Origin of the sequence: Tabrizicola sp. TH137, assembly GCF_002855575.1 — a bacterium.
GTDB lineage: Bacteria > Pseudomonadota > Alphaproteobacteria > Rhodobacterales > Rhodobacteraceae > Paragemmobacter.
The window spans coordinates 834,498-858,401 of the sequence record NZ_PKRQ01000001.1 but is presented as its reverse complement, the minus strand read 5'-3'; the positions used below and the strand labels follow the sequence as shown (position 1 = coordinate 858,401).

Genomic DNA, 23,904 nt, shown 5'->3' with positions numbered 1-23,904 from the left:
CCTTGAATTGCCCGCGATTTATAGCGGGATGAGGGGGGAATGTCACGCCTTGGACACAAGATATTGCGTCAGGTGAAGGGGATGACCAGCCCGACGAGGATGAGGAGGATGCCCGATCCGACATTCAGGCGGCGGACGCTTTCGGGGCTGGAGAGGAGCCTGCGCGCGCGGTCGAGGAACCAGGCGAGGCCGAGGTTGCCGAGCATCGGGATGAAGGCGGAAATGGCGATGATGGCGATGATGTCGGGGGTTTGCAGCGTGCCGAGATCGAAGAACCCCGGCAGGGCCCCCATGTAGAAGAGAATGGCCTTGGGGTTGCCAATGACGGCCGCGACGCCGACCGAGAAGCCCGCCCAGAGGCCGGGCTTGGTCAGGCGGCTGTCGGCGTTCAGCGTGGCGGTCGGTTTGCGGATCAGCATGACGCCCATGGCGATGAAGATCGCGGCAGCGACCCAGCGCAGGGCGGCGAGATAGTCGCCATAGACGCTTTCGATCCAGGTCAGGCCGAGGATCGCCATGAGAGGCCAGACCAGATCGCCCAGGGCGACGCCGACGGCCAGCGGCCAGGCCCCCGCCATGCCGCCCGAAAGGGCGCGGGCCGTCAGGGCGACCCAGACCGGGCCGGGCACAGCCCAGAGTGCGGCCATGCCGCCGGCATAGAGCAGGAGTTGATAGGCGGTGACTGTCATTCCGGATCGGGCAGGGTGAGGGTTCCGTCGGGGCCAAGCGGCCAGAAGGGATTCATCGCCACTTCCCAGACATGGCCGTCAGGATCGGCCCAATAGCCGGAATAGCCGCCCCAGAAGACCTTTTCCGGTGCCTTGAGGGCCGTCCCACCGGCGGCGAGGGCGGCGGCGAAGGCGGCGTCAACCTCTTGTTCCGTTGCGAAGTTCTGGGCGAGGGTCACGGCCCCGGTGCCGAGGGGGGCGTCGGGGCGGCCCTGATCCTTGGCGAGGTCTGCCCTGGGAAATAGGGCGAGCGCCTGACCGTGCAGTTGGAAAAAGGCGATGCCTGGCTGGCTTTCGGGATGTTCGAGCCAGCCGAGACGGGCGTAGAAGGCGCGGGCGGCGGCAAGGTCGCGGGTGCCGAGCGTGATGAGGGTGATGCGCTGGGGCGTCATAGCGGCGTGACCTTGGACATGCCGCCCTCTTCGGCGACGGTGAAGCTTTGCGCCCTGTCGCCGAGACTGTCAAACAGCCCCGGTTCGGTGCCGGTCATCAAGGCCTGTGCGCGAAGGGCGCAAATCTCGTCATAAAGGGCGGCGCGGCGGTTCTGATCGAGATGGGCGGCGACCTCGTCCAGCAGCAGGATGGGGGGAGCGCCGAGATCGGTGGCAAGGGCGCGGGCATTGGCGAGGATGAGCGAGATGAGAAGCGCCTTCTGTTCGCCGGTGGAGCATTGGTCGGCGGGCGCACCCTTGGCGCTGTAGATGGCGGCAAGATCGGCGCGGTGGGGGCCAAGGAGGGTGCGGCCTGCGGCCATGTCGCGGCGGCGGTTGGCGGCCAGCGCGGGGGCGAGATCGTCGGGGATATCCTCGCCCTCCGGGCCGATCAGCGACAGGTCGGCGGCGGGAAAGGCGGTTTCCGCGCCCTGTTGCGCCGTGGCAATGCGGGCCAGGGCGTGCTGGCGGTTGGCGGTGATCTGCGACGCGGCCTCGGCCATCTGCGATTCCAGTGCGATGTACCAATGCGCGTCCTGCACCATGTCCTTCAGCAGGCGGTTGCGGTCGCGCATGGCCTTTTCATAGGTCAGCACCGCCTCGGCGTGATCGGGGGCAAAGCTGAGGGTCATGCGGTCGAGGAAGCGGCGACGGCCTTCGGCGGCTTCGATCCAGAGCCTGTCCATTGCCGGGACGAGCCAGAGGATGCGCAGGATACGGGCCAGTGCCACCTGCGGGGCGGCCTTTCCGTCGATGCGGACCTGACGCGACTCGCCGCCTTCGGCGAAGGTTTCGATCTCGTGGAAGGGGGCGGCGGTTTCGGCGCGGATCTTCCAGCCGATGGCATCGGGCTTGCGGGCCAGATCGTCTGTTGCTGCACGGCGCAGGCCCCGGCCGGGGGAGAGGAGGGAGACGGCTTCGAGGATGTTGGTCTTGCCCGCGCCATTCGGGCCGGAGATGGCCACGGGGCGGCCGTCCAGTTCGATCCGCGCCAGGCGGTGGCTGCGGAAATGGGAAAGGGTGAGTGTCGAGAGGGTCAGGCCACCCACCCCAATCTCCATTCTTCTTTCGGTTCAGAGGGTGGGCGTCACACCCGCATCGGCATCACGACATAGACGGCGCTGGTGTCATTGCCTTCGCGCATGAGCGTGGGGTCGCCGGAGGAGTTGAAGAGGAAGACGGCATTTTCGCGGTCGACCTGGCTGGCGATTTCCAGCAAGTATTTGGCGTTGAAGCCGATTTCCAGCCGTTCATCGCCATAGGCGACGGCGAGTTCCTCTTCTGCGGCGCCCGAGTCGGGCGCGTTGACAGAGAGGATCAGGCGGTCTTCGTCGAGGGAGAGTTTCACCGCGCGGGAGCGTTCGGAAGAGACGGTGGCGACGCGGTCCACGGCCTTGGCGAATTCGGAGGCGTCCACTTCCAGGCGGCGGGTGTTGCCGGTGGGGATGACGCGGGTGTAATCGGGGAAGGTGCCGTCGATGACCTTGGAGGTCAGGGTGATGGCGGGGGTGGCGAAGCGGACCTTGGTTTCGCTGACCGAGACGGCGATGGCGGCATCGTCTTCGTCCAGCAGTTTGCGGAGTTCGCCCACGGTCTTGCGCGGGACGATGACGCCGGCCATGCCTTGCGCGCCGTCCGGAAGGGGGGCGTCGATGCGGGCGAGGCGGTGGCCGTCGGTGGCGACGCAGCGCAGCACGGGGCCGTTTTCGCCGGTGGCGGTGTGCATATAGACGCCGTTCAGGTAATACCTTGTTTCCTCGGTCGAAATCGCGAATTTCGCCTTGTCGAACAGGCGGCGGAGTTCGGCGGCCTTGGCCGAGAAGTTCGTCGTGTATTCCGACGAGGCCATCACGGGGAAGTCCTCTTTCGGGAGGGTGGCGAGGCTGAAGGTGGAGCGTCCGGCGGTGATGGTGAGGCGGCCGGTGGCGCTGTCTTCGGTCAGGTTCACAAGCGCGCCGTCGGGCAGTTTGCGCACGATTTCATGCAGCATCACGGCAGATACGGTGGTGGCGCCGGCGCGTTCCACCATGGCTGGGGCGCGATCAACCACTTCGATATCGAGATCGGTGGCGCGGAGGCTGACTTGCGCGCCGTCCGCCTCGATCAGCACATTGGCGAGGATCGGGATGGTGTTGCGGCGTTCCACGACGGATTGCGCCTGCGCCAAGGCCTTGAGCAGCGTGCCGCGTTCGATCGAGAGTTTCATGGTGACCATCCCTTGCTCTTGCCCCCCACGGGGAAGCAGAAAGTAGCCGTTTTCAGGCGGTTCACAAGCGGTTTGGCGCGTCTGCGCCGTGGGGCGCGGCGCAATTGTCGCAACCTGCTGCGGGCGTTGGCTTTACCCGGCGATCCGGCGCAAATCGGCTGTGCCGGATGTTGTGCCGCAAACTGTGCAGCAGACTGTGGCCACGCGCGGTTTGGGCGCGATCTGTTAACCATGAGATGACGAATCGACGGCGCGTCCCGAAAGTCGGGAGGCCCCGGCGCGGGGCCGGGGGCGGGGGTTCCGGATGGTCAGCCTTGCAGCAGGCGGCGGAGCATCTGGAGATCGTCGTTGAGCTGGCTGTCGGTGGCCATCAGCTCTTCGATCTTGCGGACGCCATGCATGATGGTGGTGTGGTCGCGCCCGCCGAAGCGGCGGCCGATTTCCGGCAGGCTGCGCGGCGTCAACTGCTTGGCCAGATACATGGCGATCTGGCGGGGGCGGGCGATGGTGCGCACCCGCTTCGGGCCGATCATGTCGGACAGGCGGATGTTGTAATGTTCGGCGACCTTGCGCTGGATTTCCTCGATCGTGAGCTTGCGGTCGGAGGCGCGGAGGATGTCGGCCAGACAGTCCTGGGCCAGTTCCAGCGTGATTTCGCGCCCGACGAGGGAGGCGAAGGCGAAGAGGCGGGTCAGCGCGCCTTCCAGCACGCGGACATTCGTGGTGATGCGATGGGCCAGGAATTCCAGCACGCCATCGGAGATGGCGAGGCCCTTGTACTGGCTGCGGTAAAGCTCGACCTTCTGTTGCAGGATGCCGAGGCGCAGTTCGTAATCGGTGGGATGCAGATCGACCACCAGCCCGCATTGCAGGCGCGACTTGATGCGGTCTTCGAGATCCTTGATTTCGCCCGGCGCGCGGTCGGCGGAAATGACGATCTGCTTGTTCTGATCGACCAGGGCGTTGAAGGTGTGGAAGAATTCTTCCTGCGTGCTGTCCTTGCCGGCGATGAATTGCACGTCATCGACCATGAGCACATCGACGGAACGGAAAAGTTCCTTGAAATCCATGATCTGGCGTTCGCGCAGCGCCTGCACGAAGCGATACATGAACTGTTCGGCGGAGAGGTAGAGGACGCGCAGATGCGGCTGGCGGGCCTGAAGTTCATGCGCGATGGCATGCATCAGATGCGTCTTACCAAGGCCGACGCCGCCATAGAGGAAGAGCGGGTTGAAGGTGACGGGGCCGCCTTCGGCGACGCGGCGGGCGGCGGCATGGGCGAGTTCGTTGGGTTTGCCGACGACGAAACTGTCAAAGGTGAAGCGGGCATCGAGCGGGGCGCCCGGCATGTCTTCGGGTTCGGCGCTGCGGGCGGCCTTGCTGCGGGTTGCGGCGGGAATGGCGGCGGCGACCGGTGCGGGTGCGGCGGCGGCGGGTGCCGCGGGGCGGTTGGAGACGGTGAATTCGACACGGTCAACCTGCGCGCCCGCCGTGTTGAGCTGGGCGCGGATATGGTCGGCGAAGTTGCGGTTGACCCAGTCACCGAAGAAGGAGGTGGGAACCTCGAACCGGGCCACCCCGTTGCGGAGGTGGGAGAGTTTCAGCGGTTCAATCCAGGTTGTGTAGTTGGTGCGGCCTACCCGCTTTACCAATTCCTCGCGGACCAAACCCCAAGTCTCGTTCGTCATTCTTCCTGACCCGTACGCGGCGACATGCTTCTGAACCTGTGACAGATCCGGCACGCCTGTTGTTGTTGCACCGGCAACCTGCCGGGGCGACGCCTCAGAGTTTCGGGTCGCAGGACATGGCTGCGTCAGTCCGAGCGGTTCAGGAACAGGCGTTACAAAACCCCTTCGCCGGGGCACTTACAGGCCTGTTTCCGACCATCACGGCCGACGTATCACAGCAGGCCGACCAAGGATTCGCATCCTTGGCCACCCTGCCGGATCTGATTGCCGCACAACATGTGCAGACACCACAACCATTTGATTCACAAACATATTTCGGAGGCGTTCCACACGCTTGGCAGCCTTGCGAACCATCCGATTTCCGTTTGCGAACCCGTCATGTCCCCCAAGACGAGAGTGAATCGCAAGGTGACGCTAGCGTGCCGCCGCGCGGGGGTGCAACCGAACTTCAAGCTTGACACGATGATGACAAAATCGAATCCGGCGGGCAGTGCAAATCGGCAACGGAGGGTTGCGAAAACGCAGAACCCGGACGTTCAGGTGGGGCGGCGGGTCCAGCAAAAGCGGAAGGGGCGCATCCCTGCGGATACGCCCCTGCGGCCTTGGTTCGGTGGTCTGCGGATCAGGCGGCCGGGGTGGCCAGGGCCTTCACGCGGGCGGCGAGGCGCGACAGTTTGCGCGACACGGTGTTGGCGTGCAGCACGCCCTTGGTGACGCCACGATCCAGCTCCGGCTGGGCGGCGCGCAGGGCGGCGAGGGCGGCTTCGGCATTGCCCGAGGCGATCGCCTCTTCGACCTTGCGGACGAAGGTGCGGATGCGCGAGCGGCGGGCCTTGTTGATGTCTTGGCGGGCTTCGGACTGGCGCGCGCGCTTTTTGGACTGGGCGGTATTTGCCATGGGCTTTCGGTTCCTGTGGGTCTTGCGTTTCAGATCGGTTGCGCAAAAGACCCGAGGCCCGTCCCACGGGACGGAATCGATTCTTGCCTAAGCGGGCCCACGCGCATGTGGGGCGGGGCTATAGGGCAAGTGGCGGCGAAAGGAAAGCCCGAAGATCAGCGGTCGCGGAATTGCGGCTGGCGCTTTTCCAGGAAGGCGGCCATGCCTTCCTTCTGATCTTCGGAGGCGAAGACGGCGTTGAACATGCGGCGTTCGAAGCGGATGCCTTCGGCGAGGGTGGTTTCCAGCGCGCGGTTGACCGATTCCTTGACCATCATCGCGGTGAGGGCGGATTTCTCGGCGATCTTGCCTGCGGCCTTCATCGCCTCGGCCATCAGATCCTTGGCGGGGACGACGCGGCTGACGAGGCCGGCGCGTTCTGCCTCGGCGGCGTCCATGAAGCGGCCGGTCAGGTTCATGTCCATTGCCTTGGCCTTGCCGATGGCGCGGGTGAGGCGCTGGGTGCCGCCCATGCCGGCGACGATGCCGAGGTTGATTTCGGGCTGGCCGAATTTGGCGGTGTCGGAGGCGATGATGAAGTCGCACATCATGGCCAGTTCGCAGCCCCCGCCCAGGCAATAGCCCGAGACGGCGGCGATGAGCGGTTTGCGGGTGCGGGCGATGGCATCGGCATCGGCGGCGAAGAGGTCGTCGAAATAGACGTCGGTGAAGGTCTTTTCCGCCATCTCCTTGACGTCGGCCCCGGCGGCGAAGGCCTTTTCCGAGCCGGTAAGGAGGATGCAGCGGACCTTGTCATTGCGGTCGGCGGCGGTGATGGCCTGGGCCAGTTCCTGCATCAGCCGGGCGTTGAGGGCGTTGAGCGCCTCGGGCCGGTTGAGGCGGATGAGGGCGGTGTAATCCTCGATCTCGACGATCAGGGTGTCATAGGCCATCGGTGGCTCCCGCTTCTTTTGGCTGGGAGGACTCCTAGCAGCAACGGGGCGGTTATCAAGGGCGGTTACGGAACGTCACCGCTGGCAGGTGGGGCAGTAGAAGGAGGAGCGGCCGGATTGGACGATGCGGCGGATGGTGGCGGTGCAGCCGGGGGTGAGGCAGGGTTCGCCTTCGCGGCCATAGACCTGAAAGCTGTGCTGGAAATAGCCGAGTTCGCCATCGGCCTGGCGGTAATCGCGCAGGGAGGAGCCGCCGGCGGTGATGGCTTCGGAGAGGACGTCGCGGATCAGGGTGACGAGGGCGGCGGTGCGGGCCTCGCTGATGCGGCCAGCCTTGCGGGCGGGGTGGATGCCGGCGCGGTACAGGGTTTCGCAGACATAGATGTTGCCGAGGCCCGCGACGAGGTGCTGGTCGAGGAGGGCGGATTTGATGGGGGTGTTGCGGGTCTTGAGGCGGGCGGTGAGATAGGCCTCGTCGAAGCTGTTGCCCAGCGGTTCGGGGCCGAGTGCGGCGAGCAGCGGGTGGGTTTCGGCGGTGGCGGTGGGCATCAGGTCCATCGCGCCGAAGCGGCGGGCATCGTTGAAGGTGATGCGGGTGCCGTCTTCCATGTCGAGGATGACGTGATCGTGTTTTTCCGGCGCTGGGTGGTGGTGGTGCCATTCGCCCAGGGTTTCGCGGCTGGTGGGCGAGGAGATCAGCATCCGCCCCGACATACCCAGATGGATGAGCAGCGTTTCGTCGGTGGAGAGGTCGGCGAGGATGTATTTCGACCGGCGGCGCAGGGAGATCACCCGTGCGCCGGTGAGGCGTTCGGCCATGCGGGGCGGGAAGGGCCAGCGCAGATCGGGGCGGTTGACCTGCGCGCGGGTGATGATGCGCCCCTCCATCGCGGGCAGGAGGCCACGGCGGACGGTTTCAACCTCGGGCAGTTCGGGCATCGGACACTCGGCGCAGGTGGACATGTGGGCGCATTGCAGCGCCAAGGATCGGCCCTATAAGGAGGGGCAGGCAGAGGAACGGCAAGACCAGATGAGCGAAGAACGCGACGGCACCACCCATTTCGGCTTTCAGACCGTGCCGGAGGCCGAGAAGGCCGGGATGGTGCATGGCGTCTTTACCCGCGTGGCCAGCCGGTATGACATCATGAACGACCTGATGTCGGGCGGTGTGCACCGGCTGTGGAAGGACGCGATGATGGACTGGCTGGCGCCCCGGCCCGGCCAGCGGCTGCTGGATGTGGCGGGGGGGACGGGCGACATTGCCTTTCGGTTCCTGAAGCGGGCGCCGGGCGCTTCGGCGGTGGTGCTGGACATGACGGAGTCCATGCTGGTGGCCGGACGGCAGCGCGCCGAGGCGGAACGGCAGGCGGAGCGGCTGGACTGGGTGGTGGGCGATGCGATGGCGCTGCCCTTTCCGGACCGGAGTTTCGACGTTTACACGATCAGTTTCGGCATCCGGAACGTGACGCGGGTGCAGGATGCGCTGAACGAGGCCTATCGCGTGCTGAAGCCCGGCGGGCGGCTGATGGTGCTGGAGTTCAGCCAGATTCCGAATGACCTGATGCAGAAGGTCTATGATGCCTATTCCTTCAACGTGATCCCGGTGATGGGGCAGATCGTGGCGAAGGATCGGGACAGCTATCAGTATCTGGTCGAGTCCATCCGCAAGTTCCCTGATCAGGAGAGCTTTGCCGGCATGATCCGCAAGGCGGGGTTCGGGCAGGTGAAATATCGTAACCTGAGCCTTGGCATCGCGGCGCTGCATTCGGGCTGGAAGATCTAGGATGCGGGGACCGCATAATATCTGGCGCCTGATCCGCACGGGCGCGACGCTGGAACGCACGGGGGCGATGGCCGTCGTGCTGGAGGCGTTCCGGGCGCCGCCATCCATCCGCGTGGCGGCGCGGTTGCTGGGCTGGCCTTTCAAATGGCTGGGCCTGAAGGGTGATCCGGCGCTGCCGCCGGCGACACGTGCGCTGACGGCGCTGGGACCGGCCTATATCAAGTTCGGGCAGATCCTTTCGACCCGGCCCGACATCGTGGGCGAAAAGCTGGCCGAGCAGTTGAAATACCTTCAGGACCAGTTGCCGCCCTTTCCGCGCGACATGGCGATGAAGATGATCGAGGCGGAGCTTGAAGCGCCGGTCGATCAGGTGTTTTCGGAGTTTTCCGAGCCTGTGGCGGCGGCGTCCATCGCGCAGGTGCATCGGGCGCGGCTGGCCGATACCGGGGAAGAGGTCGCGGTCAAGGTGCTGCGCCCCGGCATCGAGCGGGCGTTTCGCAAGGATATCGACGCCTTCTACCTGATTGCGCGGACGATCGAGATCGTGGCCCCCGCTGCGCGGCGGCTGCGGCCCATGGATGTGATCGCGCATTTCGAGGGCGTGGTCATGGGCGAGCTGGACCTGCGGCTGGAATCATCCGCCGCGGCAGAATTCGCCGCGAATACCGAGAAGGATGAAGGGTTCCGCGTGCCGACGCCCGTCTGGTTTCTGTCTGCCAAGACGGTGATGACGCTGGGCTGGGCGGAAGGCATCGGGATGAACGACAATGCCGCCATCGACGCGGCGGGGTTTGACCGAAAGGCGCTGGCGGCGCGGGTTCTGTCGCTGTTCCTGAATCATGCGCTGCGGGACGGGTTCTTTCACGCCGACATGCATCAGGGGAACCTGAAGGTGGGGGCCGCAGGGGAGATCATCGCCTATGATTTCGGGATCATGGGGCGGATCGACGAATATACCCGCCGGGTCTATGCGGAAATCCTGATGGGGTTCATCCGCAAGGATTATCGCCGCGTGGCGGAGGTGCATTTCGAGGCGGGCTATGTGCCGGCGGATCGGGATATCGACGAGTTTGCCCGCGCGCTGCGGGCGGTGGGCGAGCCGATCTTCGGGATGGATGCGAGCCGGATTTCGATGGCGCGGCTTCTGGCCTATCTGTTCGAGGTGACGGAGCGGTTCGGGATGCAGACGCGGACGGAACTGATCCTGTTGCAGCGGACGATGGTGGTGGTGGAGGGGGTGGCGCGGTCGCTTGATCCCCATATCAATATCTGGCAGGTCGCGCGGCCCGTGGTGGAAAGCTATATCGCCAAGAATGTGGGGCCTGCGGCCCTGATCCGGGATCTGCTGCTGACGGCGCGGGTCTTGTCGCGCTTCGGGCCGAAGCTGCCGCGCATGGTGGAGGCGGCGCTGATTGCGCAGGCGGACCCGCCGAAGCCGCTTGCCCCGCCGCGGCGGCGGTCGCGGTGGTATCTGATCCCGCTGGGGGCGGCTGTCTTTGCGGCGGGGATCGGGCTGGGATCGTTTCTTTAGGTGATGTGCAGGGCGGTGGCGTAATCGGCATCGCCACGGGCGGCCTTCCAGGCGCAATGGGCGCGGATGCGCCAGTGGTAGAGCGGCAGGAGCGTGCGGGTGCGGTCTGCCGTGGCGGCATCGGGATAGGCGGCGAGGATCGCCTCGGCCCAGCCTTCGGGCGGTTTTGCGCCGGTATAGAGCCACATCATGGCGGGCGAGATGAGGGTGGCAAGGTCTTCGGCCGGGTCGCCGAGGCCGGGGCATTGCCAATCTATCAGGAGCGGGCCCTCGGCCGTGGCGAGGATGTTGCCGGGGACAGGATCGGCATGGACGGGGCGCGGCGGTACGGGGGGAAGCTGCGGATCGGGCGGCGGCGGGGTCAGGCCGGGCGGTGCGAAGCTGGCGGCATGGGCGAGGAGGGCGGCGCTGCCGTTGGGGAGGGGGCGGAAGGTGCCGTCGGGGACGGGCGTGCTGTGCAGGCGGTGCAGCATCCGGGCGACGGGGGCGGGATCGCCGCGCCAGGGGGTGCCTTCGACATGTTCGTAGATCAGCCAGTCTTCGCCCGCCGCGCGCAGGCGGGGGGCGAGGCCATGGGGCGCGAAAAGGGTGAGGGCGCGCGCCTCGGCCAGCGGATCATTGGGGAAGAGCGGGCTGACCGCGGCGGGGTCGTGGCGTTTGAGGACGAGGGGGCCGATCCGCCAGAGCCGGTTGGTGCGCCCGCCGGGCAGGGGTTCCCAGGCCGCGGGGGCGGGGTGCAGGCGGGCGAGGGCGGCGCTGGCGGGGTCTTGCGGCATGGCGGCGGACCCTAACGGGATGGCCCGCCGCCGCAAGGGGGGAGGGATCAGCCGTCGCGGAGGGAGAGGATGTCGTCCTGCGTAACCTCCACCCCGCCCTTGAGGACGAGGGTCACGCTGCCGCTGTCGCGGCGCACCTCTTCGATCGCGGCGTAGCTGGCGATGGGGGTGGTGGCGATGACCTCTTCGCCGCGGCTGCTTTCGAGCGAGAGGGCGTAGCGGCCTTCGGGCAGGGGGCTGCCCGTGGCATCCGCGCCGAGCCATTGATAGGCGCCGCCGGTGAGCGGCAGGGTTTCGCGCGAGACGACGGCCCCGTTGGAATTGCGGACGACGAGGACCGCCGAGTCGGCGCCCTGGGCGGGGGCGGGGAGGAGGGTGACGGGTGCACCGTCGAAATGGACATCCGCCGTGGTCTGTGCCTGCTGGCCGATCCATCCCGAAAGCTGCGCGAGGTTCATGAGGCCCATCTGCGCCGCAAGGTCGGTGATCAGGGCGTTGGTCTGGACCTGCTGTTCCACGCCCGAGAAGGTGGCCAGTTGCAGGGCGAAATCGGTGGCATCGAGCGGGTTGAGCGGGTCCTGGTTTTCAAGCTGTGTGGTGAGCATCTTGAGGAAGGTGGTGAAATCCGAGGTGATGGCGGCGCGGGCGGCGGTAGCCTCGGCCGTGGGGGTGCGGGTCGTGGTGGTGGTGGAGATGTCCATGGGCCGGATCCTTTTCCTTGGGGTCAGAGGCGGAGGTCGAGCGTGCCGGGCGCCATGGCCCGGGGCGGGGCGGGGCCGCGCGTTTCGGGCGGTTCGGCGGCGGCGGTTGGCGGGGCGGTGCGCTGCCCTTCGCCACGGGGATCGCCGCCCCGAGATTCGCCACCCCGTGCATCGGGGCCGGGCTGTCCGTCGTTTCCGGCAAAGCTGAGGCTGGCATTGGCAAAGCCCGCCTGCCGCAATTCGGCGAGCATCTGGTCGCCCTGACGGCGGAGCAGGTCGAGCGTTGCAGGCTCTGCCACCGAAAGGTGGAGATGCAGGCTGTCGCCGCGCTGCGTCACCTCGAATTGCAGGGTGCCGAGTTCGGCCGGGGCGAGGGTGACGGTGACAACCCCCGGCGATCCGATGCCGGGCAGGATATGGCGGGGAACGAGGTCGGGAAGCGAGGTGGGCAGACCCCGGGGCGCGGGTTCAGGGGCGGGCAGGGTGATCCCGCCCTCGCTGCGGGCGAGGGGAAGGAGGGCGGGATCGGGCATATCCGCAGGCGGGGCGGTTGCGCTGGCCAAGGCCGGAGGGGCAGGTGCGGGGCGGGGCGGGGCGCCCTTGCGGCCGGGTTCCGGCATGGCGGGAGTGGGGGCGTCAGGATTGGCCGGATCGGGGCGCAGGGGCATTTCGGCGTGGGACGGTTCCATCGGCGGGAGGGGCAGGCGGGGGCCATCCCCGGCCCTTGGCAGAGACGGCACGCGGGCAGGTTCCGGGGAAGGGGCGGCGGGCATCGCGGCCTTCGGGGATTGCGGAAGCCGGAGGCGGTTGCCGTCGGGGGGGATCGGTGCCTGCGCCGGGTCTGCGCCCGATGCCGGGGCTTGAGAGGGGGTCGATGCCGGGGCTGGAGCCATGGCCATGGTCACGCCGCCGGGGATTGCTGCGGATTGGACGGGAGCATGGGCCGCAACGGCGTTCGCGGCGGCGGGGAGCGGCGCGGCGGATGGTGGCATCGCCTCGCCTGCGCGCGGTGGCAGGCCGGATCGGGCGGGCGCAGGGGCAGCGGCAGGGTCGGGTGACGGCAGGGACGGCTGCGGGTGGCCTGCGGGCATAGTCTGGCCGTGCTGGGCCTTGACCGGCGCTGCGGTTTCGTTCGGGAGGTTTGCGCCTGCGGGGATCTGGTGGGACTGCTCCGGGATGGGAGGGGGGAGGGCCGATGCCCGATCCGGCAGCGCGGGGCTGACTGGTGGCAGAATCATCCCGGGGACCGGCCTGCCATCCGGCTGGGCGGGCCTTGTGTCGGCGGCGAGGGTGGACCCGGTGGAGGGCGGCGCGGATGGCTGGGGCGGGAGGGGTGGCAAATCGGACCGCTGGGTCATCGGCCCGGTGACGGGCGGCGGATGCCCTGCCCCCGGTTCGGTGGTCTGCACCATCGCCGCGGAGTTTGCCGGAGCGGCGGGCGGCGCCAGTGGCGCGGCAGGCTGCGCAGCCGCATTCGCCGGCCATGGGGCCATGGCAGCGCGGGGGGCTGAAAAGGCGTGATCCGCGACATGACCCAAAGCCGGGCGCGGTGACGAAGCCCCTTCCGCAGGGCCGGCAAGGCGGGAGGGTGGCGAGGGGGAAAGCGGAAGAGCGGTATCCGGCTTTTCCGTATTTTCCGCAATGTTCGTGACGGTTTCCGGATCGGGCAGCGATACGGGGGTGACGATGCCGGTCGGAAGGGGCGCTGGCCCGGCCCAGGCAAAAGGGATGACTGCGGCAGCGACCGGAAGGTCGGAAGGGGCCGGGTGAGTGGGGGCAGGGTCGGGCGGGCCGGGATCGGCCGCAGGGGCATCTGGCGGGGCCGACCCCTCCGGATCATGGGGCCTGTCCTCGGGCGGCGAGGGGGTAGTGGCCTTTCCGGCAAGGGGCGGCGCCGCAGGCAAGGCGGGCGTGGCGAGCCGGTCGAAGATGGCCGTGAAATCGGCGGTGGCGGGGGGCGGCAAGGCGCCCTCTGGCATGGGTTGGCGAGGGTCCGCCGCGGGAAGGGGGGATTCGGCCGGTTGAACCTGGCCGGACAGGCGGGAGAGAAGGGCAAGCGGGGGTGTCATGCAGCGGGCTTTCCTTGGGGTGCGCCCAGCATGACCGCAACGGGTTACCGATCCTTTACCCGGATCGCGGCAGGATCATCCCTGTTCCAAGTCCGACCGGAGGTTCCGATGTTGATGCCCGATCTGCCGCCCCCCGCGACCCTGCACCGCCAGACTCCCGCCGGGGCGCCCCAGTTGCGCGCGAAGGCGGAGGCGCTGGAAGCCGCCTTTCTGGCCGAGATGCTGCGGCATTCGGGGCTTGGCTCCGGGCCGGGGGAGGGGTTTTCCTCGATGCAGGGCGCGTTTGGCGGCGGTATCGGGGAAGAACAGTTCGGGTCCTTCCTGCGTGAGGCGATGGCGAGCCAAATGGTGCGGGCCGGGGGAATCGGGCTGGCCGAATCGCTGTTCCGGGCGATGGCGGGAGGCCGGGAATGACGGGCCCGGCAGAGCAAGGGGCGGCGCTGGAAGGGTTGCTGGCCGCGATTCGGAGCGATCTTCGCCGGGGCGATTATGCAAGGTTAGAGACGTATTCCCGGCAGTTGGAGGCCGGTCTGGCGGGGCTGTCCGACCTGCCGCAACCGGCGCTTGCCCGCATCCTGCGAGCGGCGGAGGGCAATGCCGCCTGCCTGGCCGCCGCGGCGCAGGGGATTCGCGCGGTGCGGCGGCGACTGGGCGAGATCGGTTCGGCCGCGCGGGGCGAGGCCTATGATGCGCAGGGGCGCCGTCTGCCGCTGGCGGGCCAGCACCGTCGCCTGCGGATTGAGTCAAATGCGCGCGACTTCGTGGAGGCGCATCAGGAAAGGCTTAACCCAAGGCGGCTTTGATGGCTGTGCATCCCCGACGGGATGGCGCAGCGGCCAGGGGCCGACCGCATGGGGCAGAAGTCCGCGGCTTCATTCGCGCCAAAGGCGCCCTCAGACAGGAAAGACGACATGTCTTCGATTCTCACGAACAATGGCGCGATGGTCGCGCTTCAGACGATGAAGAGCATCAGCGCCAACATGGCGCGGACCCAGTCGGAGATTTCGACGGGCAAGACGGTGGCCACGGCCAAGGACAATGCGGCCGTGTGGTCGATCTCCAAGGTCATGGAGGCCGATGTCGAAGGCTTTGACCGGATTTCGGACAGCCTCTCGCTCGGGTCCTCGACCATCGCGGTGGCGCGCGAGGCGGCGGAAACGGTGGCCGATCTTCTGAAGACCATGAAGGGCAAGATCGTCGATGCGCAGGGCGACAACGTGGATCGCGCCAAGCTGCAAACCGATGTGGTGGCGCTGCGCGAACAGATCGGATCGGTGGTCAGCGCGGCGCAGTTCAACGGGTTGAACCTCGTGAATGGCAGCACGGCCAGCATGGACATCCTGTCGTCGCTGGACCGGTCCACGACGGGGGTGACCTCTTCCACCATCACGGTGAATGGCGAGGATCTTTCGACCGGCGCCTATCAGGCGAATGACGTGTTCAGCGCGTCGAGCAATGGCACGATCTCGGCTGCGGGGGATACGTTCGTTCTGTCGCTGAACTCGGGCGGCGGCACGGATGACATCACCATCGCGGATGGCGCAACGGCCTGGGCGGCGGGCGATTCGGTGTCGATGCGGATCGGTGACAGGGTGGCGACCTATACGCTGACCGATGCGGATGTGGACAGCGGCAACAACTCCGTTCCGGACCTGATCGCGATCGGGTTGAAGAATGCGATTGATGCGCTGGGGATCGACGGCCTGACCGTGGATTACGACAGCGCCAATGCCGGGCAGTTGTCCTTTACCAACGATGGCACCGCCGATGTCGCCGTGAGCGGTCAGTTCAAGAATGCCGGGTCCGGTGGTCTGGCGCAGATCAACTCGATCGACATCTCGACTGCGGCGGGGGCGACCCAGGCGCTGGGCACCATCGAGAACCTGCTCCAGACCGCGATCGACGCGGCTGCGGCCTTCGGTTCGGCCGAAACCCGGATCGAGACGCAGAACAGCTTTGTCGGCAGCCTGACCGACGCCCTGCGTTCCGGCATCGGGTCGCTGGTCGATGCGGATATGGAGGAAACGTCCGCCCGCTTGCAGGCCCTTCAGGTGCAGCAGCAGCTTGCGACGCAGGCTCTTTCCATCGCCAACCAGCAGCCGCAGAACCTGCTGTCGCTCTTCCGCTGACGAAGGCGGGGTCGGGTGGGGGCCGGTGTGCGCCGGCCTCCACCCGCCCGGAGACTGCGAGAGGAAGGCAAGACGATGCATCACGAGGCGCGGGCCGCCTATGGACGGCCGGATATGGCGCTGCGGTCCCCGCGCGCATTGGAATACGATCTGCTTGCCCGCGCCACGGCGGCGCTGCGGGCGGCAGAGGAGGGGCAGGGCGGATTTCCGGCCCTTGCGGCGGCGCTGGATCGCAATCTGCGGCTGTGGCGGACCCTGGCGGTGGATGTGGCGGATGCAGGCAACGGCTTGCCGCCGGCCCTGCGGGCGCAGCTTTTCTACATCTACGAATTCACGGCCCTGCACAGCCGCACCGTTCTGGAGGGCAGGGGCGATGCCGGGGCCCTGGTGGCCATCAATACCGCCGTCATGCGCGGATTGCGGGGCGAGGTGGCGGCATGAGCGGGCTTGTCCTGAAGCTTGGGCCGCATGAGCGGGTGCTGGTGAATGGCGTGGTGATCGAGAATGGCGACAAGCGGTCGCGCCTGTCGGTGCTGACCCCCAACGCAAACATCCTGCGCCTGCGCGATGCCATCCCGCCCGATGCGGCGAATACCCCCGTGCGGCGTGTCTGCTATATGGCGCAGCTTGTGCTGTCGGGGGATGCCGCGACGGAGGAGATGCGGATGCCGCTGCTGCGGGCGATCGAACAGTTGAGCCAGGTCCTGACCGATCCGGACAGCCGGATGCAGTTGACCATCGCCTCGAAGGCCGCTCTGGACGGGCAATTCTACCCGGTGCTCCGCGCCTTGCGCAGCCTGCTGCCGCGCGAGGAACGGCTGTTGGCGCAGAGGCCGATATGAGCTTTGCCCCCGTCATCCCCTTTTCCGGCATTCTCGGCTGGGAATTCCTGAAGCGGAGCGAGGCGACGCAAAGCGCGACGCTGATGCGGCAGGCGGCCCTGGTGCGGGATGAGGCTTACTTCCGCGAACGGATCGGCGGGATCGACACGGCGGAGGACCTTGTATCCGACCGGCGTCTGCTGCGGATCTCGCTTGAGGCCTTCGGTTTGCAGGAGGATCTGAATGCCCGCGCCTTCATCCGCAAGGTGCTGGAGGAGGGCACGCTGAAGACCGAGGCGCTGGCCAACCGATTGACTGACACGCGCTACAAGGAATTGTCGGCGGCCTTCGGCTTCGGCAATTTCTCGGTTCCCAGCACCAAGATTTCGACTTTCGCGGACGGGATCATGGCACGCTGGAAGGAAGCGCGGTTCGAGGCGGCGGTCGGATCGGTGAACAATGACATGCGCCTTGCCCTGAACGCGCGGCGCGAGCTTTCTGATCTGGCAGGAGAGACGATCAGCGATCGGGCGAAGTGGTTTCGCGTGCTGGGAAATCCGCCGCTGTGGGAGGTGATGCGCCAGGCGCTGGGTCTGCCGAAAAGCCTTGGCTCGCTGGATCTTGATCGTCAGGTCTCGGTGCTGGAGACGCGGGCGCGGGCGGTCTTTGGTTCGGAGAAGGTAAGCCAGTTCGCGGAACCCGCAAAGGTGGAACAGGCCATCCGCCGGTTTCTGGCCGTTTCATCGGCCCAGATGGCGGCGGTGGAAAACCCGGCGCTGACATTGCTGCAATCGGCGCGGCTGTCGATGCGGCTTTAGCGTGATGATCGGGTGCGGCCTGACACATTGGCTGCGCAGTTCAGGCGGCAGGGAGCGGGCGACCCTGAGCGGGCGGTACGGGGCGGGTGGCACGGGGCGGCGATACGGGGCGGGCGACAAGGGGCGGGCGGAACGCGGCAGGTGGCAAGAGGCAGGTGTCAAGGGGGAGGTGGCACTGGGGAGGTGGCACTGGGCAGGCGGAGGAGGGCGGGCGGAAAGGGGCGAGTGCAAAGGGGGTAGGCGGAAAGGACCGGGTGGAAAGGGGTAGGCGGCAGGCGGCAGGCGGCATGGTTCACGAAGCCAGGATCCTGCGCAGATGCGCGAAGGCGGCGGCCGGGTCCGGCCCTTCGGCCGGGGCGGCGAGGAAGGCATCGAGCGCCGGTTGCAACCGGATCGCGCGATCCGTGAGCGGATCGCTGCCAGCCGCATAGAGGCCGGATTGCACCATCAACTCGGCGCGATCCCAGGCCGAGAGCAGGCGGCGCGCCTCGGCGATGAGGGCGTTTTCCTCTTCGGTGGCGCAGTCGGGCAGGCTGCGCGAGACGGAGCGGAGCGGATCGACAGCCGGAAAGCGCCCGCGTTCGGCGATCTTGCGGTCAAGGACGACATGGCCGTCCAGAACCCCGCGCAGGATATCGGCGACGGGTTCCTCCATGTCGGAACCCGCCACGAGGACGGAGAAGATGGCGGTGATGTCGCCCGCCGTTTCGGCACCGGGACCGGCACGTTCGACCAGGGCCATGATCGCGGCGGACAGGGAGGGGGGCCATCCCCGCAGGCTGGCAGCTTCGCCACCGGCGACCGCGACCTCGCGATATGCCTCGGCAAAACGGGTGATGCTGTCGCAGAGAAAGAGAACCCGCGCGCCGCGGTCACGGAAATGTTCGGCGATGGTCATCGCCGCCAGCGGGCAGCGCCGACGGATCAGCGCGGACTGGTCGGATGTGGCGGCGACGATGACGCTGCGCGCCAGACCATCGGGGCCAAGGCCCGTCTCGGCGAAGGCGCGCAACTCGCGCCCCCGCTCACCGACCAGTGCGAGGACCACGACATCGGCCTGCACCTGGCGGGCAAAGCTGGCCAGAAGGGTGGATTTGCCGACGCCCGACCCGGCGAAGAGACCGATGCGCTGCCCTTCGACGAGGGGAAGAATCGTGTCGAACAAGGCCCAACCCGTGGCAAGCCGCGCGCCGAGGGGCCGCCTGCGCGCAGCCGGGGGCGGGCTGGCGCGCAAAGGGCGGGGCGAGAGGCCGCAGGGCAGGGGGCGGCCATCCAGCGGCCGACCGTCCGGGTCGATGATCCGGCCGATCCAGGCCTCTGACGGGGCGAGCGCGGCGGGGCCGACATGGGCCACGGCATCGCCGATGCAGAGACCTTCGGTGGCAGAATCGGGCATGACGGTGACGGCGGTAGGGTCGAGCCGCACCACCTCGCCCCGGAAGGGGCCGAAATCGACATGGTCGCCCAGCGCCGCGACCTGCGACAGCCCGGACAGGCGCAGGGCGGCGGGCCCGACCTCGAAAATGCGGCCCAGGGCCTGGGTGGCGCGGAGGGAGGCGATGCGGGCGCGAAGTGCGTCGAAGGCCGCAGGTCCAACATCAGGCATCGGATTTCCTTTCCTGTTTCAACGGTTCCTTAGCGAATCGGCCTTAAGCCTTGGTGAAACGGATCGAGGGAGAAGCCCGAGATGATGGAAAAACTGGAACTGATCCGCATGTCCCAAGGCCTTGCCGCCCATTCTGGCGCAAGGCTGGGTTTGCTGGCGCGCAACATCGCCCATGCCGACACGCCGGGCTTTCGCGCGGCCGATCTGCCCCGCTTTGCCGAGGTCTATCGGGCGGGCGAGGGGCAAGGGCCGGTGCGGGCGCGACCGCTGCGCCTTCAGGCGGAACCGAATGGCAATACGGTCGCGTTGGACGATCAGCTCCGACGCATGGCGGAGGTGCGGCAGGCCCATGAGATGGCGCTGGCCGTCTATCGCAGCACATCTGGCGTGGTGCGGGCGGCGCTCGGGCGCGGAGGGCAGGGATGACGACGCTGACCTCTGCCCTCGAGGCTGCCGGAAGCGGGATGGAGGCGCAGGCGATGCGCCTGCGTCACCTGGCCGAGAATGTCGCCAATGCCGATACGCCGGGCTATCGCCGCAAGGTTCCGGTCTTTCGCATGGAGGGGGAGGGCGTCGCCCTCGGCCCGGTGCGGCTGGACCCGCGGGCGCCGGAACGGATTCACGATCCGGGCCACCCGCTCGCCGATGCCAGCGGCCATTACGCGGGATCGAATGTCGATCTCGTGACAGAGCTTGCCGATGCGCGCGAGGCGCAGCGCAGCTACGAAGCCAATCTGCGGATCTTCGACCAGGCGCGGCAGATGACGCAGAGCCTGTTCGACCTGATCCGCCGCTGACGGAGAACCCGCCATGTTTCAAGCCCTTGCTCCCGACCTGTATCGCCGTGACCTGGCCGCGCTGGGTCCCGAGCCCCGGCCGGACCTGACGTCGGTGGCGCAGGATTTCGCCGCCACTTTCGCCGCGACCCTGAACCGCAACGAGGCCACGGCGCGCGGCGCCCTGATGGGCGAGGTCGATCCCCATGCCCTGATCGAGGCGCTGGCCTCCACCCAATCGGCGGTGGAGACGGTGGTCACGGTGCGCGACCGCGTGGTCGAGGCCTATCAGGACATTCTGAGGATGCCGATATGACCGAGGATGCGATGTTCGATGCGATGCGTGCCGGGCTTTGGGTTTCGGTCCAGATCTCGGCTCCGCTGCTGATCGTGGCGCTGGTGGCGGGGCTGACGATCGGGTTGCTTCAGGCGCTGACCAGCGTGCAGGAACAGACGCTGACCTTCGTGCCGAAGCTGGCGGCGATGGCGGTGGTGTTCTGGGCCAGCATGGGGTTCATGACCCGGCAGCTCGTCGATTTCTTTCAGCAGGGCATTCTGCCCGTGATCGGGCGGGGCTAGGCGATGGAGTCCACGGGATATGTGACGCTTGGCCGCCAGTCGGGACTGATGCGCGAGATGCAGGTCCTGGCGAACAACATCGCCAATGGCGGGACGGCCGGGTTCCGGCGCGAGGGTGTGGTCTTTTCGGAATATGTGCGGCGCACAAGCGAGGGGCCGTCGCTTTCGATGGCGCGGGGCGAGGCGCGGCATGTGGATCTGCGCGAGGGCGCGTTGCAGCAGACGGGGGGGCGTTTTGATTTCGCCATCCGGGGCGAGGGGTTCTTTCTGGTCGAGACGCCTGATGGCCCAAGGCTGACGCGGGCCGGGGCCTTTCTGCCCGGCCCTGACGGCGCGATCGTCACGCCAGAGGGGCATCGGCTGCTGGATGCGGGCGGGGCGGCGATCATCCTGCCGCCGGGGGGCGAGATTGCCCTCGGCGCGGATGGCACGCTTTCGGCGGGGGGGCAGCCCGTGGCGCGGATCGGGCTGTGGCAACCGCAGGAGGCGACATCGCTGCGCCATGTCGCGGGAACGCTGTTCGAGGCGGGCGACCTGCAACCCGTCGATGCTGCGCGGCTGGTGCAGGGATCGCTGGAGGAAAGCAATGTCCGCCCGGTGGAAGAGGTGGCCCGCCTGATCGAGGTGCAGCGCGCCTATGAATTCGGGCAGGGCTTCATGGACCGCGAGGATGAGCGGCTGCGCAACGTGATCCGAACTCTGGGGGAATGAGATGAAGGCCTTGCAGATCGCCGCAACCGGCATGGCGGCACAGCAGATGCGGGTGGATGTGGTTTCCCACAACCTCGCCAACATGTCGACGACGGGCTACAACGCGCGCCGCGCCGATTTCGCCGACCTGCATTACGAACAGAGCGCCCGCCCCGGCACGGTGACGGCGGAGGATGGCACGATGCTGCCCACGGGCATCCAATTGGGCATGGGCGTGCGTCCGACAGCGGTTTCGGTGCTGCTGTCGCAAGGGTCCTTGTTGCAGACGGGCGGCGACCTGGATGTCGCCATCGAAGGGCGTGGCTATCTGGAAGTGACGCTGCCCTCGGGGGCGGCGGCCTTCACGCGCGACGGGGCGCTGCGCCGCGATGCCGAGGGGCAGATCGTCACTTCCGATGGCCACCCGGTTGCCCCCGGCCTGACCATCCCGCCCGAGGCGCGGAGCCTGTCGATCAATGCCGCGGGCGAGGTCTGGGCCTATTTCGCCGACCGGGCGGAGGCGGAACTGCTGGGCCAGATCAGCCTGGTCGGATTCACCAATGAAAAGGGGCTGGAGGCGATCGGGTCGAACCTCTTTCTGGAAAGCGCGGCCTCCGGGCCGCCTTTGGCGGGGACGCCGGGAGTGGATGGTCTTGGCACGCTGCGGCAGGGCTATCTGGAGGAAAGCTCGGTCGATGCGGTGCGCGAGGTGACCGAACTGATCAAGGCACAGCGCGGCTATGAGTTGAATGCCAAGGTTCTGACGGCGGCCGATCAGATGCTGGCTGCCACGACGCAGGTGCGGTGATGCGGGCGGGTCTGGCGCTGCTTCTGCTGTGGCCCTGTGCGGCGGCGGCGATGGAAAGCCTGGTCGCGACGCGGGCAATCCCGGCGCAAACCGTGCTGACGCCCGAGGATATCGCGGTGGTGGCGGCGGCCATCCCGGGTGCCCTGTCCGATCCGGCCGAAGCGGTGGGACAGGCCACGCGCCGCATCATCTATCCCGGCCGGCCGATCCTTGGGGCGGATCTGGGCCCGCCGGTGATGGTGGCGCGCAACGCCCTTGTGCGGCTGGAGTTCCGCCGCGGCGGGCTGCACATCGCCGCCGAGGGGCGCGCCCTCGATGAGGGCGCATTGGGCGCGGCGATCCGGGTGATGGCGCTCGGCTCCCGGTCGGTGCTTCAGGGGGTTGTGGCCGCAGAGGGCCTGGTCCTGGTGGAGGGCGGGCCATGCGCTGGCTGCTGATCGCGCTCTGCTGCGCCGGTTGCGGGCGGTTGGAGCAGGTGGGGCGCGCCCCGGCCTTTTCGGCGCTGGAAGGATCGAACCAGCATCACGCGATGTATTCCGCCCCCCTGCCGCGCATCGCCGATCCGGAAGGGCCGACGGCGCCCTCCTCGCTCTGGAGTTCGGAGAGGGGCGCGCTGTTCGGCGATCGCCGGGCCGGGCAGCGGGGCGATATCCTGACCGTGGTGATCGAGATCGACGACAGCGCGCGGATTTCGAACGAGACGGAGCGGAGCCGCGACTCTGGCGAAGAGATGTCCATGCCTGCGCTGATCGGCCTGCCGCAGCGGCTGGATCAGGAACTGCCCGAAGGCGCGAGCATGGCCGAGGCGGCGGATGTTTCCTCCTCTTCCAGCTATGCGGGAGAGGGATCGGTGGCGCGGACAGAACGGCTGACGCTGCGGCTGGCGGCGACGGTGGTGGAGCAACTGCCCAATGGCGTGCTGCGTATCGAAGGACAGCAGGAGGTGCGCGTGAACAACGAATTGCGGGAACTGATCCTGACGGGCTATGTGCGGCCTGTCGATATCTCGCGCCAGAACGAGATCACCTATGACAAGATCGCCGGGGCGCGGATTTCCTATGGCGGACGGGGGCAGATCACCGATGTGCAGCAGCCGCGCTATGGCCAGCAGATCACCGATATCCTGTTGCCGTTCTGACCATGAAACGCTTTCTCCTTCCCGTCTTGATCGGAATTCTGGGCCTGCCCCTGGGGGCGGCGGGCGGATATCTGTTGCGGCCCGCGCCCGCAACCGAGGGCGAGCCTCCTGCCGAAGCGGCGGCCCCGCGTGACTATGTCGATCTGTCCAACCAGTTCGTGGTTCCGCTTCTTGCTGACGGGGCGGTGGCTGGTCTGGTTGTCCTGTCGCTGAGCCTTGAGGTGGAGGCCGGGCAGACCGAGGCGGTGCTGCGGCACGAGCCAAAGCTGCGCGACGTCTTTCTTCAGGCGATGTTTGCCCATGCCAATGCCGGCGGGTTTCGCGGGTCCTTCACCGACTCCGCCGCGCTGGCCCCGTTGCGGCAGGCGCTGTTCGAGGCGGCGGGCGGCGTGCTGCCCGGTGTCGTGTCGGATGTGCTGATCAAGGATATCGTCCGTCAGGACGATTGACCGCGGGGCGGGATGGTCCGTTTCTCCAGAACCTGACAGCGGGCCTGCGCCCGTGCTGCGGCCTGTTGCAGATCGCGCAATGCGGCCTCTTGCCGGGCGAGGTTCTGCAGAAGTCCCTGGCGGTGCCGTTCGGCCCAGATGGCATGGCGCTGGGCCGCGCGGTGCAGCTCTGCCTCGGCGCTGTCGAGCGGGGCAGGGTCAAACTGCGCCAGCCGGGCAAGGAGATCGGCCCGTGCGGCCTGCGCGGCGGAGAGGCGCCCGGTGGCATGGTCGCGCAGCAGGGTGGCGGCTTGCAGAAGGCGCGGAAGCCGGGGATCGCGGTTGGGCATGGATCGGCCTTCCTTCCG

Annotated in this window: 31 protein-coding genes; 18 read left to right on the top strand and 13 right to left on the bottom strand. The window is 67.6% G+C overall.

The window, feature by feature from the left end; genetic code table 11:
- Nucleotides 1-68: 68 nt before the first annotated feature.
- From C0V75_RS04285 to mutM, 8 genes are all read right to left on the bottom strand, one after another.
- Entirely contained in the window at nt 69-689 is a 621-nt protein-coding gene (locus C0V75_RS04285) for a LysE family translocator (RefSeq protein WP_101919623.1), read from the bottom strand.
- Nucleotides 686-1,120 (bottom strand): VOC family protein, encoded by a 435-nt coding sequence (locus tag C0V75_RS04280; protein WP_101919622.1) that lies wholly within the window; start codon nt 1,118-1,120, stop codon nt 686-688. The genes C0V75_RS04285 and C0V75_RS04280 overlap by 4 nt, the downstream gene beginning before the upstream one ends.
- Nucleotides 1,117-2,220 (bottom strand): DNA replication/repair protein RecF, encoded by a 1,104-nt coding sequence (recF, locus tag C0V75_RS04275; protein WP_371410658.1) that lies wholly within the window; start codon nt 2,218-2,220, stop codon nt 1,117-1,119. Before recF ends, C0V75_RS04280 begins: the two co-directional genes overlap by 4 nt.
- Nucleotides 2,221-2,246: 26 nt before the next feature.
- Nucleotides 2,247-3,365, bottom strand: a complete 1,119-nt coding sequence (dnaN, locus tag C0V75_RS04270) for a DNA polymerase III subunit beta (RefSeq protein ID WP_101919911.1) — start codon at nt 3,363-3,365, stop codon at nt 2,247-2,249.
- 308 nt (nt 3,366-3,673) lie between these two features.
- On the bottom strand, nt 3,674-5,053 hold the full coding sequence (dnaA, locus tag C0V75_RS04265) for a chromosomal replication initiator protein DnaA (protein WP_101919621.1): 1,380 nt from the start codon (nt 5,051-5,053) through the stop codon (nt 3,674-3,676).
- Nucleotides 5,054-5,675: 622 nt separating this feature from the next.
- Nucleotides 5,676-5,951, bottom strand: a complete 276-nt coding sequence (rpsT, locus tag C0V75_RS04260; RefSeq protein ID WP_101919620.1) for a 30S ribosomal protein S20 — start codon at nt 5,949-5,951, stop codon at nt 5,676-5,678.
- Nucleotides 5,952-6,106: 155 nt separating this feature from the next.
- On the bottom strand, nt 6,107-6,883 hold the full coding sequence (locus C0V75_RS04255) for an enoyl-CoA hydratase (RefSeq protein ID WP_101919619.1): 777 nt from the start codon (nt 6,881-6,883) through the stop codon (nt 6,107-6,109).
- 75 nt (nt 6,884-6,958) lie between these two features.
- Nucleotides 6,959-7,822, bottom strand: a complete 864-nt coding sequence (gene mutM / locus C0V75_RS04250) for a bifunctional DNA-formamidopyrimidine glycosylase/DNA-(apurinic or apyrimidinic site) lyase (RefSeq protein WP_101919618.1) — start codon at nt 7,820-7,822, stop codon at nt 6,959-6,961.
- Between the two features lie 91 nt (nt 7,823-7,913).
- Between mutM and ubiE the strand changes: the two genes are divergently transcribed.
- Nucleotides 7,914-8,666, top strand: coding sequence for a bifunctional demethylmenaquinone methyltransferase/2-methoxy-6-polyprenyl-1,4-benzoquinol methylase UbiE (gene ubiE / locus C0V75_RS04245; protein ID WP_101919910.1), 753 nt, complete (start codon nt 7,914-7,916; stop codon nt 8,664-8,666).
- A gap of 1 nt (nt 8,667) precedes the next feature.
- Nucleotides 8,668-10,197, top strand: coding sequence for a 2-polyprenylphenol 6-hydroxylase (gene ubiB / locus C0V75_RS04240; protein ID WP_101919617.1), 1,530 nt, complete (start codon nt 8,668-8,670; stop codon nt 10,195-10,197).
- Here ubiB and C0V75_RS04235 read toward each other — a convergent pair.
- Genes C0V75_RS04235 through C0V75_RS22915 form a run of 3 tightly spaced genes read right to left on the bottom strand, consistent with a single transcriptional unit; the run spans nt 10,194 to nt 12,363 of the window.
- Nucleotides 10,194-10,973: a phosphotransferase gene (locus C0V75_RS04235; protein ID WP_101919616.1), complete on the bottom strand. Its 780-nt coding sequence runs from the start codon at nt 10,971-10,973 to the stop codon at nt 10,194-10,196. The two genes, ubiB and C0V75_RS04235, sit on opposite strands and share 4 nt — an antisense overlap.
- A gap of 47 nt (nt 10,974-11,020) precedes the next feature.
- Nucleotides 11,021-11,674 (bottom strand): flagellar hook capping FlgD N-terminal domain-containing protein, encoded by a 654-nt coding sequence (locus C0V75_RS04230; protein WP_101919615.1) that lies wholly within the window; start codon nt 11,672-11,674, stop codon nt 11,021-11,023.
- Nucleotides 11,675-11,697: 23 nt separating this feature from the next.
- Nucleotides 11,698-12,363, bottom strand: coding sequence for a flagellar hook-length control protein FliK (locus C0V75_RS22915; RefSeq protein ID WP_158241768.1), 666 nt, complete (start codon nt 12,361-12,363; stop codon nt 11,698-11,700).
- Nucleotides 12,364-12,850: 487 nt separating this feature from the next.
- Between C0V75_RS22915 and C0V75_RS22910 the strand changes: the two genes are divergently transcribed.
- The 7 genes from C0V75_RS22910 (at nt 12,851) to C0V75_RS04195 (ending at nt 17,511) form a co-directional block, all read left to right on the top strand.
- A complete protein-coding gene (locus C0V75_RS22910) occupies nt 12,851-13,195 on the top strand; it encodes a hypothetical protein (protein ID WP_158241767.1) in 345 nt (114 codons plus the stop codon).
- Between the two features lie 656 nt (nt 13,196-13,851).
- Nucleotides 13,852-14,157, top strand: a complete 306-nt coding sequence (locus C0V75_RS04220) for a rod-binding protein (protein WP_101919613.1) — start codon at nt 13,852-13,854, stop codon at nt 14,155-14,157.
- Nucleotides 14,154-14,546 carry a hypothetical protein gene (locus C0V75_RS04215; RefSeq protein WP_101919612.1) on the top strand — a complete coding sequence of 131 codons (393 nt, stop codon included), beginning with the start codon at nt 14,154-14,156 and terminating at the stop codon, nt 14,544-14,546. The genes C0V75_RS04220 and C0V75_RS04215 overlap by 4 nt, the downstream gene beginning before the upstream one ends.
- A 108-nt stretch (nt 14,547-14,654) precedes the next feature.
- The gene (locus C0V75_RS04210; RefSeq protein ID WP_101919611.1) at nt 14,655-15,872 is read left to right on the top strand and encodes a flagellin; all 1,218 of its coding nucleotides are present in this window, start codon (nt 14,655-14,657) and stop codon (nt 15,870-15,872) included.
- 75 nt (nt 15,873-15,947) lie between these two features.
- The gene (gene flaF, locus C0V75_RS04205) at nt 15,948-16,313 is read left to right on the top strand and encodes a flagellar biosynthesis regulator FlaF (protein ID WP_101919610.1); all 366 of its coding nucleotides are present in this window, start codon (nt 15,948-15,950) and stop codon (nt 16,311-16,313) included.
- Nucleotides 16,310-16,714: a flagellar biosynthesis repressor FlbT gene (gene flbT / locus C0V75_RS04200; RefSeq protein ID WP_101919609.1), complete on the top strand. Its 405-nt coding sequence runs from the start codon at nt 16,310-16,312 to the stop codon at nt 16,712-16,714. The genes flaF and flbT overlap by 4 nt, the downstream gene beginning before the upstream one ends.
- Entirely contained in the window at nt 16,711-17,511 is an 801-nt protein-coding gene (locus tag C0V75_RS04195; protein WP_101919608.1) for a DUF1217 domain-containing protein, read from the top strand. The genes flbT and C0V75_RS04195 overlap by 4 nt, the downstream gene beginning before the upstream one ends.
- A 292-nt stretch (nt 17,512-17,803) precedes the next feature.
- Here the strand turns inward: C0V75_RS04195 and C0V75_RS04190 are convergent, their stop codons facing one another.
- The gene (locus C0V75_RS04190) at nt 17,804-19,117 is read right to left on the bottom strand and encodes a FliI/YscN family ATPase (RefSeq protein WP_101919607.1); all 1,314 of its coding nucleotides are present in this window, start codon (nt 19,115-19,117) and stop codon (nt 17,804-17,806) included.
- 81 nt (nt 19,118-19,198) lie between these two features.
- On the opposite strand from C0V75_RS04190, the gene flgB reads away from it, so the two are divergent.
- From flgB to fliL, 9 genes are read left to right on the top strand one after another with little or no spacing between them, the layout of a single operon-like run.
- Nucleotides 19,199-19,543, top strand: a complete 345-nt coding sequence (gene flgB, locus C0V75_RS04185) for a flagellar basal body rod protein FlgB (RefSeq protein WP_101919606.1) — start codon at nt 19,199-19,201, stop codon at nt 19,541-19,543.
- A complete protein-coding gene (gene flgC, locus C0V75_RS04180; RefSeq protein ID WP_101919605.1) occupies nt 19,540-19,914 on the top strand; it encodes a flagellar basal body rod protein FlgC in 375 nt (124 codons plus the stop codon). The genes flgB and flgC overlap by 4 nt, the downstream gene beginning before the upstream one ends.
- 13 nt (nt 19,915-19,927) lie before the next feature.
- Nucleotides 19,928-20,209, top strand: a complete 282-nt coding sequence (locus C0V75_RS04175; RefSeq protein WP_101919604.1) for a flagellar hook-basal body complex protein FliE — start codon at nt 19,928-19,930, stop codon at nt 20,207-20,209.
- On the top strand, nt 20,206-20,472 hold the full coding sequence (locus C0V75_RS04170; protein ID WP_101919603.1) for a flagellar biosynthetic protein FliQ: 267 nt from the start codon (nt 20,206-20,208) through the stop codon (nt 20,470-20,472). The genes C0V75_RS04175 and C0V75_RS04170 overlap by 4 nt, the downstream gene beginning before the upstream one ends.
- 3 nt (nt 20,473-20,475) lie before the next feature.
- Nucleotides 20,476-21,183, top strand: a complete 708-nt coding sequence (locus C0V75_RS04165) for a flagellar hook-basal body complex protein (protein WP_101919602.1) — start codon at nt 20,476-20,478, stop codon at nt 21,181-21,183.
- A 1-nt stretch (nt 21,184) separates the two neighbouring features.
- Entirely contained in the window at nt 21,185-21,970 is a 786-nt protein-coding gene (flgG, locus tag C0V75_RS04160; protein WP_101919601.1) for a flagellar basal-body rod protein FlgG, read from the top strand.
- Nucleotides 21,970-22,407 (top strand): flagellar basal body P-ring formation chaperone FlgA, encoded by a 438-nt coding sequence (gene flgA / locus C0V75_RS04155; protein ID WP_101919600.1) that lies wholly within the window; start codon nt 21,970-21,972, stop codon nt 22,405-22,407. Before flgG ends, flgA begins: the two co-directional genes overlap by 1 nt.
- Entirely contained in the window at nt 22,392-23,108 is a 717-nt protein-coding gene (gene flgH / locus C0V75_RS04150) for a flagellar basal body L-ring protein FlgH (RefSeq protein ID WP_101919599.1), read from the top strand. The genes flgA and flgH overlap by 16 nt, the downstream gene beginning before the upstream one ends.
- Before the next feature lie 2 nt (nt 23,109-23,110).
- Entirely contained in the window at nt 23,111-23,557 is a 447-nt protein-coding gene (gene fliL / locus C0V75_RS04145) for a flagellar basal body-associated protein FliL (protein ID WP_101919598.1), read from the top strand.
- Here the strand turns inward: fliL and C0V75_RS04140 are convergent.
- On the bottom strand, nt 23,545-23,886 hold the full coding sequence (locus C0V75_RS04140; protein ID WP_101919597.1) for a hypothetical protein: 342 nt from the start codon (nt 23,884-23,886) through the stop codon (nt 23,545-23,547). The two genes, fliL and C0V75_RS04140, sit on opposite strands and share 13 nt — an antisense overlap.
- Nucleotides 23,887-23,904: the final 18 nt, after the last annotated feature.